16 protein-coding genes and 1 other RNA gene are annotated in these 15345 nt (G+C 67.8%); 5 read left to right on the top strand and 12 right to left on the bottom strand.

Annotation, left to right across the window (positions count from 1 at the left end; all coding sequences use genetic code 11):
- Positions 1-138 precede the first annotated feature (138 nt).
- Positions 139-723, top strand: a complete 585-nt coding sequence (locus ACMVY4_RS05805) for a HupE/UreJ family protein (protein WP_416899231.1) — start codon at positions 139-141, stop codon at positions 721-723.
- A complete protein-coding gene (locus ACMVY4_RS05800; RefSeq protein WP_416899230.1) occupies positions 720-1319 on the top strand; it encodes a HupE/UreJ family protein in 600 nt (199 codons plus the stop codon). The genes ACMVY4_RS05805 and ACMVY4_RS05800 overlap by 4 nt, the downstream gene beginning before the upstream one ends.
- On the opposite strand, the gene ACMVY4_RS05795 is transcribed toward ACMVY4_RS05800, so the two are convergent.
- From ACMVY4_RS05795 to ACMVY4_RS05770, 6 genes are all read right to left on the bottom strand, one after another.
- A complete protein-coding gene (locus ACMVY4_RS05795) occupies positions 1300-1977 on the bottom strand; it encodes a hypothetical protein (RefSeq protein WP_416899229.1) in 678 nt (225 codons plus the stop codon). The genes ACMVY4_RS05800 and ACMVY4_RS05795 overlap by 20 nt on opposite strands.
- Complete coding sequence (locus ACMVY4_RS05790; protein ID WP_416899228.1) at positions 1977-2885, bottom strand: aldo/keto reductase; 909 nt, start codon at positions 2883-2885, stop codon at positions 1977-1979. Before ACMVY4_RS05790 ends, ACMVY4_RS05795 begins: the two co-directional genes overlap by 1 nt.
- Positions 2886-2966: 81 nt before the next feature.
- On the bottom strand, positions 2967-3830 hold the full coding sequence (locus ACMVY4_RS05785; protein ID WP_416899227.1) for a DMT family transporter: 864 nt from the start codon (positions 3828-3830) through the stop codon (positions 2967-2969).
- Positions 3827-5350: a DHA2 family efflux MFS transporter permease subunit gene (locus ACMVY4_RS05780; protein WP_416899226.1), complete on the bottom strand. Its 1524-nt coding sequence runs from the start codon at positions 5348-5350 to the stop codon at positions 3827-3829. Before ACMVY4_RS05780 ends, ACMVY4_RS05785 begins: the two co-directional genes overlap by 4 nt.
- A gap of 184 nt (positions 5351-5534) precedes the next feature.
- Positions 5535-5966, bottom strand: a complete 432-nt coding sequence (locus ACMVY4_RS05775; protein WP_416899225.1) for a cupin domain-containing protein — start codon at positions 5964-5966, stop codon at positions 5535-5537.
- Between the two features lie 9 nt (positions 5967-5975).
- Positions 5976-6719, bottom strand: a complete 744-nt coding sequence (locus ACMVY4_RS05770; RefSeq protein ID WP_416899224.1) for an SDR family NAD(P)-dependent oxidoreductase — start codon at positions 6717-6719, stop codon at positions 5976-5978.
- 131 nt (positions 6720-6850) lie between these two features.
- Between ACMVY4_RS05770 and ssrS the strand changes: the two genes are divergently transcribed.
- A non-coding RNA gene (gene ssrS / locus ACMVY4_RS05765) (6S RNA) lies at positions 6851-7013 on the top strand.
- 163 nt (positions 7014-7176) lie between these two features.
- Here ssrS and ACMVY4_RS05760 read toward each other — a convergent pair.
- The 6 genes from ACMVY4_RS05760 to ACMVY4_RS05735 form a co-directional block, all read right to left on the bottom strand.
- Positions 7177-7725, bottom strand: a complete 549-nt coding sequence (locus ACMVY4_RS05760) for a GNAT family N-acetyltransferase (RefSeq protein ID WP_416899223.1) — start codon at positions 7723-7725, stop codon at positions 7177-7179.
- The gene (gene sseA, locus ACMVY4_RS05755; protein ID WP_416900263.1) at positions 7722-8570 is read right to left on the bottom strand and encodes a 3-mercaptopyruvate sulfurtransferase; all 849 of its coding nucleotides are present in this window, start codon (positions 8568-8570) and stop codon (positions 7722-7724) included. Before sseA ends, ACMVY4_RS05760 begins: the two co-directional genes overlap by 4 nt.
- A 21-nt stretch (positions 8571-8591) precedes the next feature.
- Positions 8592-9305: an alanyl-tRNA editing protein gene (locus ACMVY4_RS05750; RefSeq protein ID WP_416899222.1), complete on the bottom strand. Its 714-nt coding sequence runs from the start codon at positions 9303-9305 to the stop codon at positions 8592-8594.
- Between the two features lie 38 nt (positions 9306-9343).
- Positions 9344-10345, bottom strand: coding sequence for a cysteine synthase A (locus ACMVY4_RS05745; protein WP_416899221.1), 1002 nt, complete (start codon positions 10343-10345; stop codon positions 9344-9346).
- 87 nt (positions 10346-10432) lie between these two features.
- A complete protein-coding gene (locus tag ACMVY4_RS05740) occupies positions 10433-11869 on the bottom strand; it encodes a cryptochrome/photolyase family protein (protein ID WP_416899220.1) in 1437 nt (478 codons plus the stop codon).
- A 13-nt stretch (positions 11870-11882) separates the two neighbouring features.
- Positions 11883-12677, bottom strand: coding sequence for a 2-keto-4-pentenoate hydratase (locus ACMVY4_RS05735; protein ID WP_416899219.1), 795 nt, complete (start codon positions 12675-12677; stop codon positions 11883-11885).
- 63 nt (positions 12678-12740) lie between these two features.
- Here ACMVY4_RS05735 and ACMVY4_RS05730 point away from each other — a divergent pair, with 63 nt between their 5' ends.
- On the top strand, positions 12741-14378 hold the full coding sequence (locus ACMVY4_RS05730; RefSeq protein WP_416899218.1) for an amidohydrolase: 1638 nt from the start codon (positions 12741-12743) through the stop codon (positions 14376-14378).
- Position 14379: 1 nt separating this feature from the next.
- A complete protein-coding gene (locus tag ACMVY4_RS05725) occupies positions 14380-15243 on the top strand; it encodes a CobW family GTP-binding protein (protein ID WP_416899217.1) in 864 nt (287 codons plus the stop codon).
- Positions 15244-15345 lie beyond the last annotated feature (102 nt).

The raw sequence follows: 15345 nt of genomic DNA, 5'->3' as shown, positions 1-15345 counted from the left end.
GTGTTTCTGTTCCATGACACGGAATATTTGGAACATATGGAGTCCGCTCCGGCAGCTGTGGCGTTGTTCGGCTTGCCCGGCGCAACCCGATGGGGCAGGGTTCCGGCGTCATTCCACCTGTTCGGGGTTCTTCCTGCCATGCGCCGTCTTCTCGTATCCGTCATCGGCCTTGCCGTCCTTGCCGCCTTCCCCGCCCTGGCCCATGAGGGCGAAGGCGTCGGCGGCGGCCTGATCAGCGGCTTCCTGCATCCGATCCTCGGCTGGGATCACGTCGCGGCCATGGTCGCGGTGGGTCTGTGGGGCGCGTTCCTCGGCAAGCCCGCCATCTGGCAGCTGCCCGTGATCTTCCCGCTGGTCATGGTCTTCGGCGGCATTCTCGGCATCGCCGGGATCCCGATTCCCCAGGTCGAGACCGGCATCGCCGCCTCGGCGCTTGTGCTCGGCGTTCTCGTCGCGCTGGCCGTCCGGCCGCCGCTCTGGGTCGCCTGGATCGTCGTCGGCGTCTTCGCCATCTTCCACGGCCATGCCCATGGCACCGAACTGCCCGGCGCGGCCAACGCCATCGCCTACTCGATCGGCTTCGTCGTCGGCACCGGCCTGATGCACATGATCGGTATCGGCTTCGGCCTGCTGGCGAAGTGGCCGCAGGGCCGGATCGCGGTGCGGGCCGGCGGCGGCCTGATCGCGCTGGCCGGCCTCGGATTCCTGACCGGCGCCGTGTGATCGGGCGCATTCGGGGCGGCCTCGCGGCGGCGGCGCTCGCGTCGCTGCCGGCGCAGGCCTTTGCCCACACCACCATCGAGGGGATCGACGCCGTCTATGGCGGCCTGCTCCATCCCTATTTCGTGCCGGGCCACATCCTGGCCCTGACCGCGCTCGCGCTGCTGGTCGGCATCATGAGCTGGGCCATCTGGCGGCTCGCCATACCCGTCTATCTGGCCGCCCTGCTGGCCGGACTCGCCATCGGCGCAGCCGGCATACCGCCCTGGCAGCCCGCCATCGTGCTGCTGGTCCTGGCCATGCTCTGCGGCGGCGGCGCGGCTCTCGCGCTGCCGTCCAATTCGATGGCGGCAGCCGTCGCGGCGGCGCTGATCGGCGTGACGGTCGGTCTGGATTCGGTGCCCGAGGATCTGTCGGCCGGCGTGCCGTGGCAGGTGCTGGCCGCCACCTTCATCGGCGCGGGCGTGTTCCCGGCCTATGTCGGCGCGCTGCTGCTCCGGTTCCGGCGCGGCTGGCTGACGCTGGGCGCGCGCATCGCCGGATCCTGGGTCGTCGCGGTCTCGGCCATGGTGCTCGCCCTCAGCCTCGCACAGGCATGACCGCCCTGCCCGCCGCCGGCTGGTACAAACCGAACAGCACCAGCAGCGCCGCCGCCGTCGGGATCGGCCATTCCGGCGCGCCCATGGTGAACAGGGTCAGCGCGCTGAAGGCGAGCCACAGAACCGGCACGGCCGCCATCAGGATCCGCCACCATAACCGCCCGGCCAGCAGCGCAAGGGCGCCGGCGGCCATCGCCGTCGGGTCTGGCGCGATCCCGACGATTTCCGCCCCGGTCACGTCCCGGCCCATGACCGGCGCGAGATAGGGATAGATCACCACGGCGAGAAAGATCAGCGGTGCCGGGACCGCCGAAGGCCGCCGCGCCGCCCGTCCGCCGGCCACCGCGAAGATCAGGAACAGCAGGCCCGCGGCGGCGAAGGCGGGGACGGCGTAGTCCATGGCGAAGTTGATCGGCTGGAACAGCTGCCAGAGAAAGGCCCAGGCGATCCAGATCAGCCCGGCCCCCGCAATAAGCGCCGCCAGCCGCACCAGCAGGCCCCGGGACCAGAGAGCGGCCGCCAGCATCACCAGCCCCAGCGCCAGACCGGCCAGCGGCGCCGGCCAGTAGAGCTCGTTCGCGCGTTCGAAGAGCCGCCAGTAGGTCTCCGGCGAGAACAGCAGGAAGTCGGCAAGACTGTAGCTGGTGATGTCCCCCATCAGAGCGCGTCGACGTGGCGCGCGATCTCGCCGCGCATGGCGGCGTCGGGCATGGGGCCGCGGACGGCGCGCTTGTTCTGGCGGACATGTGCGGCGCTGGTGGTGGCCGGAATCGCCACGGTGAGCGCCGGATGAGAGAGGATGAACTTCAGGACGACCTCGGACCAGTCGCGGGCATCCAGCTCGCCGGCCACGGGCGGCAGCGGCTCGCCCTGCAGCCGGCGGAGCAGCGCGCCCCGCTGGAACGGGCGGTTGGCGATGACGGCGATGCCCTTCTCCTGCGCCAGCGGCAGCAGCCGGTCCTCGGCCTCCCTGTCGGCAACGTTGTAGGTCAGCTGCACGAAATCGATCGGATGGCGCGCCATGATGCGTTCCATCTCGCCGTGCCGGCGGCCATGGGAGGTCGTGATGCCGACGTGACGTATGCGCCCCTCGTCCTTCATCCGTAAAAGGGTATCCAGATGCCCCTCCCAGGCAACCAGATTATGCACCTGCATCAGATCGAAGCGCTGGACGCCCCAGTTTCTGCGGGCTTCTTCCATCTGCGACGGCCCGCCCTCGACCGAGGTCGTCCAGACCTTGTCCGCGGCGAAGACCGGCGTCTGGTGGCCGAGTTTCTGCAGGCCGTAACCGACAGTCTGCTGGGCGGAACCGTACATGGGCGACGAATCAATCATGCCGCCGCCCTCGTCGAAGAAGGCGGCCATGACGTCGGCCGAACGGTCCAGCAACGCCGGATCGCGCCCGACATTGAAGGTGATCCAGGTGCCGAGCCCGACTGCGGGCACGGCCTCGCCGGTCGAGGGGATGATGCGCGTGTCGCCGGGTCCGGGTGCCGCGCGCTCCAGAGCGGGCGCCAGCGTGGCGGCCAGGGCGCCAGTAAGCAGTTGTCTGCGGCCGATCTTCATGAACTCGCCTCCGTGTCTGTCCGGCAGGTGTCTCGAGTCCATGTTGGGTCGCCCACGCCAATTTCGAGCGCGGGTCCCGATTCAGGCAGCGATCCGGCGTTCCCGGCGAAGCCCCAGGAGCGTGTTTCCGATCAATGCGGCCAGAATGATGACGCCGCCGATGACGCCGAGTTCCGTCGGCGCCTCCTTCAGGACCAGCCAGACCCAGAGCGAGCCGAACACGGTTTCCAGCAGCAGCAGCAGACCGACTTCGGAGGGAGGCAGGTAACGCGGGCCGATGGTCAGGCCGACATAGGCAACGGGAATGAAGAAGAAGCCGCCGGCCAGGATCGCGATCCAGCCGATCTGCGTGGCCGGCTCCTCGTAGAAGGGCAGGCCGAGCGGCACGGTGATCAGCAGGGCCAGCGCCGTCGCGGGCAGCATGTTGATCGCCCGCGCCGAGCGGATGACCACGAAGGTGATCGAGATGCCGAGGACGCAGACCAGCGCGAACAGCTCGCCCAGGCCGGCGTTCAGGGAGACCTGCTCGCCCGCCACCAGCGCGACGCCGATCATCGCCACCGCCGACGCGATCCAGACCCGCGGCGGGCTGTGCTCCTTCAGGAACAGGCTGGCGAAGATCGCCGAGAACAGCGGCGTGGTCGCCACGATCACCAGCACATTGGCGGCATAGGTGTAGGTGTTCGCCGCCGTGAAGCAGCTGTTGGAGATGGCGTAGAAGACCGTGACCAGCACGCCCGCCTTACCGATGGCCCGGAACTGACGCAGCGTGCGGGCGCGCCAGAACAGCGCCAGCACCAGCGTCAGCGTCAGCCCCACCAGCGCACCCCGCCAGAAGATCATCGCCGGGGCCGGCAGGCCCGAGAGCTTGATGATCAGGGCGTCCGGGCTGAGCGCCATGATTCCGCCCGCCGTCAGCAGGTAACCCTTTGCCCGCTCGTTCATGTCGCAGGCTTCTGCCACTTCACGAACAGCAGGAAGGGAATCGCCGACAGCGAGACGATGGCGAAGAGGTAGAAGGCGTTGATGTAGCCGATCATCACCGCCTGCCGCTGGATCTCGCCGGCCAGCGCCATCAGCCCGCTGGTGCTCTCGGGGTTCCAGCCGCCGATCACCGACGGAAACCGGAGCGATTCATTGAGCGGGGATATCTGTCCCGCCAGATCCGAATAGTTGAGCTTCGAGGTCCGGAGCGCCACTGCGACCGAGACCGAAATGAAGAAGCTGGAGCCGAAATTCCGGATCAGGTGGAAGACGGCGCTGCCCTCCGGCGCCTTCTTCGGGTCCAGCGTCGCAAAGGCGATCTGCGTCACCGGCACCCAGCAGACGCCGGTGCCCAGTCCCTGCAGCGCGCTGGTCCAGGCGACGTCCCACGGCGTCAGGTTGATGTCGAAGCTGGTGATGTAGAGACCTGCTATGCCCTGCATGGCGAATCCGAGCGCCATCCATATGCGCGGGTCGTATCGGGTCAGCCAGATCATGGCGATGAAGCCGACCAGCGTCCCGAGCCCGCGCGAGGCGAGCAGCCAGCCGATGGTCATCTCGGGGAACCCCCGCAGTTGCTGCAGCATCGGCGGGAACAGCACCATCGGCGTGAAGTTCAGCATGCCGAAGGCCAGGATGAAGCCCATCCCCAGCGCGAAATTCCGGTCCTTCAGCATGGCGAAGTCGAGGAACGGCGTCTTCGACGCGGTCAGGCTGTGGCTGATGAAGATGTAGAACGAGACCGCCGCGAGCACGGCGCAGGTGATGATCTCCGGGCTCTCGAACCAGTCCTCCCGCTCGCCGCGGTCGAGCATGAACTGCGTCGCGGCGACGGCCAGGCTGAGCGCGATGAAGCCGGTCCAGTCGAAGCGGGGCTTGCCCGGGTCGCCGATGTCGCGGACGAAGGCCAGAATGCCGAGGATGGCCACGATCGCGCAGGGGACGACCATGAAGAAGACCCAGCGCCAGCCATACTCCTCCGACAGGTAGCCGCCCAGCGTCGGCGCGATGATCGGCCCCAGCACGACGCCGACGCCGAAGATCGCCATGGTCGAGCCGTGCTTTTCCTTCGGGAAGGCCTGCAGAACGATGGACTGGCTGCCGGGCACCATGGGCGCGCCGAACATGCCCTGAAGGATGCGGAAGAAGACGATCTGCTCCAGCGACGTCGCCATGCCGCAGGCCATCGTCGCGCAGGTGAAGCCCATCGCGGAGAACAGCATCACCCGCCGCTGGCCCAGACGCGCCACCAGCCAGCCGGTCATCGGCGTGACGACAGCCGTGGCGACGAGGTTGAAGGTCACGACCCAGCTGATCTGGTCGGCCGTCGCGCCGAAGGCGCCCTGCATCTTGGGCAGAGCGACGTTCGCGATGGTCACCGTCATCGCGTAGAGCATGGTCGACATGGTCAGCGTGAAGATCAGCGCCGCGCGCTCGAAGCCCGTCGGCATCGGCCGCGCCACCTCTGCGGGAGCGCTCATGGCCCTGTCCCGGCGGTTATTCCCTCCCCCTTGAAGGGGGAGGGCCGGGGTGGGGGTGAATCGGCGAAGCCGAATTGGCCTGCGGCCTCACCCCCCACCCGTCGCTGCGCGCCGACCTCCCCCTCAAGGGGGGAGGTTCGAGGACGTCTCGCTCCCCGTTGCCGGTCTATGGTGGCTACAGTGCTCAAGCCGCCCGTTCGCGCATGCGTTCCAGCTGTTCCCAGCCGAGATAGGCGGTGAAGCGGTCCTCGCCGAAGAACAGCACCGGCCCGTCGCAGATGAACAGGTACTCGGTGTCCTCCAGCGCCGTCGTCGCGCCGTGAACCATGCCGTTGGGCTCGTAGACATAGTCGCCGGTTTCCAGGATACCGTCGCGCACCTGCAGCCGGCCCTTCAGGATGAAGGTATGCGCGGCCGAGAGATGCTTGTGCGGCGGGGCGACGTAGCCCTTGGTCCACTTCAGCAGCACGGCCCAGCGGCCGGTCTCCGGCCCGGTCCAGAGCACCTTGATCCAGGCCTGGCCCTTGTCGGTCTCGATCCACTTCATCTTCGAGGTCTGCGCCAGCGAATCCATCAGTTCGCTGTTCACCGGCGCGATGTCCTGCGGCAGCGGCATGGCGTCCTCCTATGTCCTCAGCGTCAGCCCGCCATCGACGGTCAGGCTGTGGCCCGAAACGAAGCCGGCATCGTCCGAGGCCAGGAACAGCGCCGCGCGGGCAATGTCGATCGGGTTGCCGAGGCGGCGCAGCGCCGCCTTCTTGGCCCAGATCTTCGCGATGTCCTCATTGGCGAAGCTGGCGGCGGTCATGCCGGTCTGGATCGCGCCCGGCTCGATGCAGTTGACCGTGATGCCGAACTTGCCGAGCTCCAGCGCCAGGGTCCGGGTCATGCCCGCCACGCCGGCCTTGGAGGCGCAATAGGCGGTCAGGCCGTAGTCGGTCATCCGCGCCATCACCGAAGCGGTGGAAATGATGCGGCCGGCCTTGCTCTCGCGCAGATGCGGGATGGCCGCCCGGGCGATCTTGAACGCGGCGGTCAGGTTGACCGCGATGGTGATGTCCCATTCCTCGTCGGTCATCATCTCGCCCAGCGCGTTCCGGCTGACGCCGGCATTGTTGTAGACGATGTCCAGCTTGCCGAACTTCGAGACGGCAGCGTCGACGATCTTCTCCGCGGCGCCGGCCTCGACGATATCCTGCTCCATCGTAGTGACGTAGCTGTGCTCGTGCTTAGAGGCGATGTCGGTGCCGGGCCGGTCGACGGCCAGCACCATGGCGCCTTCCCGCGCGAAAAGGTCCGCCGTCGCCTGTCCGATACCGCTCGCCGCGCCGGTGACGATCGCCGCGCGCCCTTCCAGTCGAAGTGACATTGTCTTTCCTCCCCCGTTCGTATCCTGCCCGATCCTATTGTCTGATCGGTCCCGCCGCACCGGGGAATTCCGCACAGCCGCAATGCCTTCATTGTCTGGCGACGATTCCGGATTACATTGGGCGCTCGGGCGGTGCTCTGCGGGGCCCGTGCGGCACAGCAAGCCCCTGGGCCAATAAACATCTCTAGGGAGCTGTCCCTGGCCGGAGCCCTGGTTCCGGACATACGGCGCCCACCTGGTTGACCAGGTCTCAGAGGTGCTTCAAGACGTGCTCACGGCCACTGCGGTCCCGCCCGAACCCGCGCTGCACCCGTCGCAGCGCGTCCCGGGCCTGACCCGGGACCCATTCCAGAGCATTTCCGCCACCCCTGACCATCCATCGACACTCAGGCATGGGCCCTGGATCAAGTCCAGGGCGCCACCGAGCAGAGGAAAAGCAGTAGATGCTTCCGAGCGGCTACGCCGGCATGGGCCGGAGCATGGCTTCCTCGCGGCGGATCGGGCTGAAGCCCATGCGCTGATACATCGGCAGCGCAGCCGGATGGTCGGCGGTGCAGGTGTTCACGGTCACCGCATGAGGCGTCCTCGACCAGAGCTCGCTGACCGCCCAGTGCAGGAACCAGGGGCCCAGCTTCATCCCGATGAAGTCGGGCATCATGCCGAAATAGGCGAGGTCGGCGGTCTCCGGAAGCCCGCGGAAATCCAGCTCGGCATAGCCCGCCGGCACGCCGCGGACATAGAGCACCATGATCTCGACATCCGGATCGCGGACGATTTCGCCCAGCTCCTCGTCGGGCATGTAGCGCCGTTCGGTCCAGACCCAGCGCTCGCCCACGGTGTTGTAGAGGTAACGGTAGAAGTGGACGGTCGGCTTCTCCGCCCGCATCACCGCGTGGGGAATGGCTGGCGCGGGCGGCGGATTGCGGCCCGGCTGCTGGTCCATCCGCAGATAGGTGATGGTGACGGGGATCGTCCGCTCCGGCAGATCGTCCTCGCCGCCGCTCATCGGCTGACCGGCAGGTCCTCGCGCCCGCCCCACTCGGTCCAGGAGCCGTCATAGACGGCCGTCTGGCGGTGGCCGATCAGATGCAGGCCCAGCGCCAGGATACAGGCGGTGACGCCCGACCCGCAGGTCGTGACCACCGGCTTCTGCATGTCGATGCCCGCACCCTCGAAGGCCGCGCGGAGATCATCCGCCGCCTTGAGCGTGCCGTCGGCCTTGAACAGCTGCTGAAAGGGCAGGTTGAGACTGTTGGGGATGTGGCCGCTGCGCAGGCCCTCCCGCGGCTCAGGCTCGGTGCCGGCGAAGCGGCCGGCGGCGCGGGCGTCCAGCACCTGCTCCCGGCCCTTCTTCACATTGTCCAGCATCTGGTCGACGTCGCGGACGAGGAAGGTGTTGTAGCGCGCGGACAGGTGCCGTTCCCGCGGCACATCGGGCAGGTCGCCCAGCGGCCGGCCTTCGGCCTTCCACTTCGGCAGGCCGCCGTCCAGGACGGACACGTCCTCGTGCCCGAAGGCGCGGAACATCCACCAGGCGCGGGCCGCTGCAGTCAGGCCGCCGCCGTCATAGGTGACGATGCGGACGCCGTCGCCCAGCCCCAGCCGGCGGCAGCGCGAAGAGAACTTTTCCGAGCTGGGCAGCATGTGGGGCAGGTCGCTGTCGGTGTCGGCGATCTCGTCGATGTCGAAGAAGACCGCGCCGGGAATGTGCTCGGCGTTGAATTCGGCCTTCGGATCGCGGCCCAGCTGCGGCATGTACCAGCTGGCATCGACGACACGGACGTCGGGGGCGTTCAGGTGCCGCTCGAGCCATTCGGTCGAGACCAGCGATTGTGGGTTGGCGTAGCCTATCTCGGCCTCCTCTGGTGCGCGCTATTCGGCGAACTGGATGCTGACGCGCCGGTTCTGCCGGCCCTTCTTCTCGATCTTGCGGACCTCGACCCGGCCGATCTCGCCGGTTCGGGAAATATGCGTGCCGCCGCAGGGCTGCAGATCGCGGCCCTGAACCTCGACCAGGCGGACGTGGCCGGCGCCGGTCGGCGGCTTGACGGACATGGTCTTCACCAGCTCCGGGCTGGCCTCCAGCTCGGCGTCGGTGATCCAGCGGAAGCCGACCGGATCGTCGGCCTCGATCAGCCCGTTCAGCTCCGCGGTGATGGCGTCCTTGTCCAGCACCGCCTCGGGAATGTCGAAGTCGAGACGGCCCTTGTCCGCGCCGACCTGCCCGCCGGTCACCGGATAGGGCAGCACGGCCGACAGCAGGTGCAGGCAGGTGTGCATGCGCATGTGGGCGTAGCGGCGGTCCCAGTCGATCCCGGCGGTGACGGTCTCGCCCGCGGCCGGCGGAGTCTCGCCCTCGGCGGGCACGTGGACGACCGCGTCCGGGGTCTCGCCCTTCACCGCCGTGGCGATGCGCACTTCCCGGCCGTCGGCGCAGGTCAGCACCCCGCTGTCGCCGGGCTGGCCGCCGCCGGTGGGATAGAAGACCGTCCGGTCCAGCACCACGCCGCCGCGCTCGTTGACGGCGAGGACCGTCGCTTCGCAGCTTTTCAGGTAGGCGTCGTCGCGGAACAGGGGCTCGGTCATCGGGGCGGTGTCTCCTCCAGGCAGCGCGCCCCTTCCGATTAGTCCAGCCAGGGCGGCGTGGGCAAGCCCTTGCTGCGCAGGAACTCCGGATTGTAGAGGCGGCTGAAGTAGCGCTGGCCCCCGTCGCAGAGCACCGTGACGATGGTGTGACCGGGTCCGAGATCCTTCGCCAGGCGCACCGCGCCGGCCACATTGATGCCGCTGGACCCACCCAGAATCAGGCCTTCGTGCTGGGCCAGATCGAAGACCATGTTCACGATCTCGGTATCGTCGATGCAGTAAGGGAAATCGACCGACAGCCCTTCCAGATTGGCGGTGATGCGGCCCTGGCCGATGCCCTCCGAGATCGAGCTGCCCTCGGCCTTCAACTCGCCGTGTGCGTAGTAATTCCAGAGCGCGGCGCCATGCGGGTCCGCGAGGCCGATCTTCACATCCGGGTTCCGCTCCCTCAACGCCGAAGCGACGCCGGCCAGCGTGCCGCCGGAACCGACGGCGCAGATGAAGCCGTCCACCTTGCCGTCCGTCTGATCGAAGATCTCGGGACCGGTCGTCTCGTAGTGGCCCTGCCGGTTGGCGACATTGTCGAACTGGTTGGCCCAGATCGCGCCATTGGGGCTCGTCGCCGCCAGTTCCTCGGCCAGACGGCCCGAATAGCGGACGAAGTTGTTGGGGTCCTTGTAGGGCACGGCGGGCACCTGGCGCAGATCGGCGCCGCAGATGCGCAGCATGTCCTTCTTCTCTTCGGTCTGGGTCTCCGGGATCACGATCACGCACTTGTAGCCGCGGGCCGCCGCGACCAGGGCGAGACCGATGCCGGTATTGCCGGCCGTCCCCTCGACGATGACGCCGCCAGGCTGCAGCAACCCCTTCTTCTCGGCGTCGGCGATGATGGCCAGCGCCGCGCGGTCCTTCACCGACCCGCCGGGGTTCAGGAACTCGGCCTTGCCGAGAATCTCGCACCCCGTCTCCTCCGAAACCTTCTTCAACCGGATAAGCGGCGTATTCCCGATCGTGCCGACGAAGCCCTGCTTGATATCCATTTTCGCGCCGTAGTTTTCCTGCCCCACATTCAAGGCCCGGTATTTAGGGCGAACCACAGAACGGGTAAAGCGCGGTGTCAAAAGGGGTCAGCTGCCCTTGATCGCCTCGAAGGCGTCCAGCGCCCGGCGGCGAGCGGCAGGATGATCGACAATGGGCCGGGGATAGTCCCGGTCCAGCTCGACGCGGGCCACTTTCAGCACCTCGGCCGGGGCCTCCCACGGCGCGTGCAGATGCTTGTCCGGCAGGCCTGCGATCTCCGGCACCCAGCGGCGGATATAGACACCCTTCGGGTCGTAGTCCTGACCCTGCTTGATCGGGTTGAAGATGCGGAAATAGGGGGCGGCGTCGGCGCCCGAGCCGGCGACCCACTGCCAGCTGGCCGAATTGTTGGCCAGGTCCGCATCGACCAGCGTGTCCCAGAACCAGTCCTCGCCATGCCGCCAGTGGAGCAGCAGGTGCTTGATCAGGAAGCTGGCCGCGATCATGCGCACCCGGTTGTGCATGTAGCCGGTGTGCCATAGCTCCCGCATGCCGGCATCCACCATCGGATAGCCCGTGCGCCCCTTCTGCCACGCAGTCAGGGCGTCGGAGTCCTCGCGCCAGGGAAAATCGTCGAATTTCCGCCGCCAGTTGTTTTCCGGCAGGTCGGGGAAGTGGAACAGCAGGTGGTGGCTGAACTCCCGCCAGACCACTTCCGAGCGGAACTTGCCGACCGACTTCGCCCCGTCCTTCTCGGCAAAGTCGATGCGCTGCCAGATCTGGTTCACCGAGATCTCGCCGAAGTGCAGATGCGGGGAGAGCCGGGAGGTCACGTCCCGGTCCGGGTAGTTCCGGCCCTTTGCGTAGTCGTCCAGATCGCCCGCCAGAAAACTCTCCAGCCTGTCGGCTGCCCCCGCCTCTCCCGGCGTCCAGCTGTCGCGCAGACCGCCGGCCCAGTCCGGCTTCGTCGGCAGCAGGCCCCAGCTGTCCAGATCTTCGGAGGCCGGCCAGTCGCCGGGCACGCCGATGCCTTCGGGCGCCGGCAGTGGTGCGGCCGGCGGGTCCGCGGCCAGGCAGGCCTTCAGGAAGGGCGAGAAGACCTTGTAGGGATCGCCGCTGCCGGTGCGGATGGTCCAGGGCTCGAAGCCCAGATTGCCGCGGCAGCTTTCCGCCATCAGGCCGCGGTCCTTCAGCGCCGCCTTGATGCGCTTGTCGCGCTCGATCTCCGCCGGGTCGTAGAGCCGGTTCCAGTAGACGGCTTCCGCACCGCTCTCGTCGATCACATCGTCCAGAACCTCGTCCGCCCGGCCCCGGCGCAGGATCAGGCGGTTGTTGCGCTTGTGCAGATCCGTCGCCAGCGCCTCCAGCGCATTGTGCAGCCACCAGCGCGACGCCCCGCCCATGCGCCACTCGCCCGGCGTCTCGTCGTCCAGCACGTAGAGGCAGATCACCGGCCGCCCGGTTCCGGCGGCGGCGGTGAGCGCGGGATTGTCGGCAAGGCGCAGGTCCCGGCGGAACCAGCAGATGACCGGGCTTTGAGACACGTCGGACCTCAGGTCAGTTGACGGTCGCGCGCACCTCCCCCAGCAGGCTGTGGCGGTAGACCAGAGTCTGGCCTACGGAGGGGAACTGGGTCCGGATCACGGTGCCGGTCAGCACCCAGTCGCCCGCCCGCAGCACGCAACCCTGCGCGGTCATTTCGTCCGCCAGCACCCGCAGCCCCTGCAGCGGATGCCCCAGCGCATCGCGGCCGACGCCACGGCCGGCCTCGGCCCCGTCGATCTCCAGCAGCGCGGTGGCATCGGCGAGCCCGTCCAGCGTTTCAGGCCCGTGCACCTCGCCCAGCACCATACCCGCATTCCAGGCGTTGTCGGCGATCAGGCTGAAGGCGTCGAGACGGCTGTAGTCCGCATTCCGGTCGTCGGCGACCTCGAAGGCTGCGGCAACGCCATCGACGCTGTCGCGGATCGCCTCGTCCAGAAACGGTGCGCCGCGCTGCGTCAGGTCCCGGTTGAGCCTGAGCGCGACCTCGCATTCGAAGCAGATCCGGCCGTAATCGGCGGCAGGCAGGTCCGCCGGGCTGTCATGCAACTGCGGAGCGGCGATCATGCCACCCACCGGCCGGTCGATGCCCACCATCTGCTGCATCGTCGTGGCGGTAAGCGCGATTTTCCAGCCGAAGGACGGCCGTCCTCGCTGTCTCAGCCGGGCGACCAGCGCCTGCTGGATACGGTATGCCCCGGCCAGGTCGGCGGGACGGAACCGGTCGGGCAAGGGCTCGAAGGCCGCGCCTTCCAGGTGCTGGTTGTCGAGCCAGGTGGCAGCCTGATCCGCGATTTCGGTTGTGGTCATCGGCAGGTCCCTGTGGTCTGTTTCCCCAGAGCCTACCGGGCCAGAGCCGACAGGAGAACCGGGATGCCCGACATCCGCATCGTCGTTGCGAAAAAGATCATCACCATGAATCCGAACCGGCCGGTCGCGACCCATGTCGCCATCCGCGGCGGCCGCATTCTGGGCGTCGGCAGTCTGGAAGACCTGGAAGGCTGGGGCGAATACACGCTGGATACGGACTTCGCCGACAAGGTGCTGATGCCGGGTCTGGTGGAAGGTCACAGCCATTCGATGGACGGCGCGGTCTGGGACTATTGCTACACCGGCTTCTTCGACCGCACCGACGCCGCCGGCAAGGTCTGGGCGGGCGCCGACAGCATCGATGCCGTTGTGGTCCGGCTTCAGGAGGCCGAGCGGCAGATGACCGACCCGGAAGAGACCCTGTTCGCCTGGGGCTTCGATCCGATCTACTTCCCCGGCCGGCGGATGGTGGTGTCCGATCTGGACATGGTGTCGGCCACGCGGCCGATCCTGCTGCTGCACTCCAACGGGCATCTGCTGAACGTGAATTCCGAGGTCATGCGCCGCGGCGGCATCACCCGGGATGTGAATATCGAAGGCATCATCAAGGACGCGGACGGCAATCCGACCGGCGAACTCGCCGAGTTCTCGGCCAAGTACATGGCCTACAAGGCGGTCGGAAATCCGTTCATGAACGGCCTCAGCCCGGAGGCGCTGCGCCGCTTCGGGCAGATGGCCGTTAACACCGGCGTCACCACGGCCACCGACCTGCACTCGCCGCTCGACGAACCGACGCGGGAAACGCTTGTCTCGGTCACGGCGGACCCGGATTTCCCGATCCGCGTCATGCCCGCCTTCGGCGCGGTGAATGCCAGCATCGAGGAAGGGCTGGAGCGCGTCGCCGGCTTCGCCAAGCACGGCCACGACAAGCTGTTCACCGGGCTGGTCAAGATCATGACCGACGGCTCGATCCAGGGCTTCAGCGCCCGGATGAAGTGGCCGGGCTACTACAACGGCGCGCCCAACGGCGTCTGGAACCTGGAACCGGAGGTGCTGACGAAGCAGCTCAGGGCCTATCACGACGCCGGCTATCTGGTGCACATGCATACCAATGCCGACGAAGCGATCGAGCTGATGATCGACGCGGTCGAAGCGGCCCAGGACGGCAATCCGCGGCGGGACCACCGGCACACGCTGCAGCACTGCCAGATGGCCTCGCCGGCGCAGTTCCGGCGCATGAAGGCGCTGGGCATGTGCTGCAACCTGTTCGCCAACCACATCTACTACTGGGGCGAGGAGCACCGCGCCTACACCATGGGCCCGGACCGGGCCGAGCGCATGGACGCCTGCGGCACGGCGCTGCGCGAGGGCGTGCCCTTCGCCATCCATTCCGACGCGCCGGTGACCCCGCTGGGGCCGCTGTTCACCGCCTGGTGCGCGGTCAACCGGCTGACGCGCACCGGCCGCGTGCTGGGGCCCGAGGAGCGGATTTCCGTCGACGCTGCGCTGCACGCGATCACCCTCGGCGCGGCCTTCACGCTCAAGAAGGACCACCTCGTCGGCTCCATCGAGGTCGGCAAGTTCGCCGACTTCGCCGTGCTGGAGGACGACCCGACCGAGGTCGCGCCGGAAGAACTCAAGGACGTGCGGGTCTGGGGCACGATGCTCTCCGGCAAGCCCTTCGAGGCCGCGAAGGGCTGACATGCCCATCCCGTTCACCGTCATCGGCGGCTTTCTGGGGGCTGGCAAGACCACGCTGCTGAACCACCTGCTGACCCAGACCGAGGGCGTCCGCTACGCGGTCTTTGTCAACGATTTCGGATCGCTGAACATCGACAAGCGGCTGATCCGCAGCCATGGCGGCCGCACCATCGCGCTGGAGAACGGCTGCATCTGCTGCTCCATGGCCGATGGGCTGACCCAGTCGCTGCTGGCCCTGCTGTCGATGGACGATCCCTGCGACCACATCGTCATCGAGGCGAGCGGCGTCGCCGACCCTGCCCCCATTGCCGATGTCGCCGTGCTGGACCCCGACCTCGCGCCCGACGGCGTGGTCGTGCTGGTCGACGCCGCCGACGGCATCCGCTGGCTGGAGCACGAGCAGGTCGGCGACATGGTGCGGAAACAGATCGCCGCCGCAGACCTGCTGGTGCTGAACAAGCTGGACGTTGCCGAACCGGACAGCGTGGCCGCCCTGAAGGCGCGGCTGGACGACCTCGCGCCGGACGCCATTCGCGTCGAGACCGAACATAGCCGGCTGCCGATGCCGCTGGCCTTCTCGACAGTGAAGGCCGGCGGCGGTCAGGGGCACGGTCACGATCACGGCCCGGATTTCCGGACCTGTACCATCGAGATGCCGGAAACCTGGACCCGCGCGGAACTGACCGCCGCCCTTCAGGCGCTGCCCGCCGGCGTGCTCCGCGCCAAGGGCTTCGTGAAGCTGACCGGCGGCGGCCTGCATCTGGTGCAGATGGCCGGACGCCGCATCTCGATCACGCCGGCGGACGGCGACGAACCCCCCGCCCTCGTGCTGATCGGCGTCGGCGATATGCCGGACGTGATCTGATCCTCTTTCGTCACCCCGGCCTTGAGCCGGGGTCCGGAGCGGCTTCGCCGCAAGGCTATGATTGTCTGGAGCCGGATCGTGGTCCGGCATGACGGTGAATGC

This window comes from Minwuia sp., from assembly GCF_048007105.1.
In the GTDB taxonomy this organism is placed as follows: domain Bacteria; phylum Pseudomonadota; class Alphaproteobacteria; order Minwuiales; family Minwuiaceae; genus Minwuia.
This window is presented reverse-complemented; position numbering and strand designations above follow the sequence as displayed.

Bases quoted from the DNA above. Each gene is read 5' to 3' on its own strand.
- ACMVY4_RS05805 (WP_416899231.1), top strand. From the start codon at position 139: ATGCGCCGTCTTCTCGTATCCGTCATCGGCCTTGCCGTCCTTGCCGCC.
- ACMVY4_RS05795 (WP_416899229.1), bottom strand. From the start codon at position 1,977: ATGGGGGACATCACCAGCTACAGTCTTGCCGACTTCCTGCTGTTCTCG.
- ACMVY4_RS05790 (WP_416899228.1), bottom strand. From the start codon at position 2,885: ATGAAGATCGGCCGCAGACAACTGCTTACTGGCGCCCTGGCCGCCACG.
- ACMVY4_RS05785 (WP_416899227.1), bottom strand. From the start codon at position 3,830: ATGAACGAGCGGGCAAAGGGTTACCTGCTGACGGCGGGCGGAATCATG.
- ACMVY4_RS05780 (WP_416899226.1), bottom strand. From the start codon at position 5,350: ATGAGCGCTCCCGCAGAGGTGGCGCGGCCGATGCCGACGGGCTTCGAG.
- ACMVY4_RS05775 (WP_416899225.1), bottom strand. From the start codon at position 5,966: ATGCCGCTGCCGCAGGACATCGCGCCGGTGAACAGCGAACTGATGGAT.
- ACMVY4_RS05770 (WP_416899224.1), bottom strand. From the start codon at position 6,719: ATGTCACTTCGACTGGAAGGGCGCGCGGCGATCGTCACCGGCGCGGCG.
- ACMVY4_RS05760 (WP_416899223.1), bottom strand. From the start codon at position 7,725: ATGAGCGGCGGCGAGGACGATCTGCCGGAGCGGACGATCCCCGTCACC.
- ACMVY4_RS05750 (WP_416899222.1), bottom strand. From the start codon at position 9,305: ATGACCGAGCCCCTGTTCCGCGACGACGCCTACCTGAAAAGCTGCGAA.
- ACMVY4_RS05745 (WP_416899221.1), bottom strand. From the start codon at position 10,345: ATGGATATCAAGCAGGGCTTCGTCGGCACGATCGGGAATACGCCGCTT.
- ACMVY4_RS05735 (WP_416899219.1), bottom strand. From the start codon at position 12,677: ATGACCACAACCGAAATCGCGGATCAGGCTGCCACCTGGCTCGACAAC.
- ACMVY4_RS05730 (WP_416899218.1), top strand. From the start codon at position 12,741: ATGCCCGACATCCGCATCGTCGTTGCGAAAAAGATCATCACCATGAAT.
- ACMVY4_RS05725 (WP_416899217.1), top strand. From the start codon at position 14,380: ATGCCCATCCCGTTCACCGTCATCGGCGGCTTTCTGGGGGCTGGCAAG.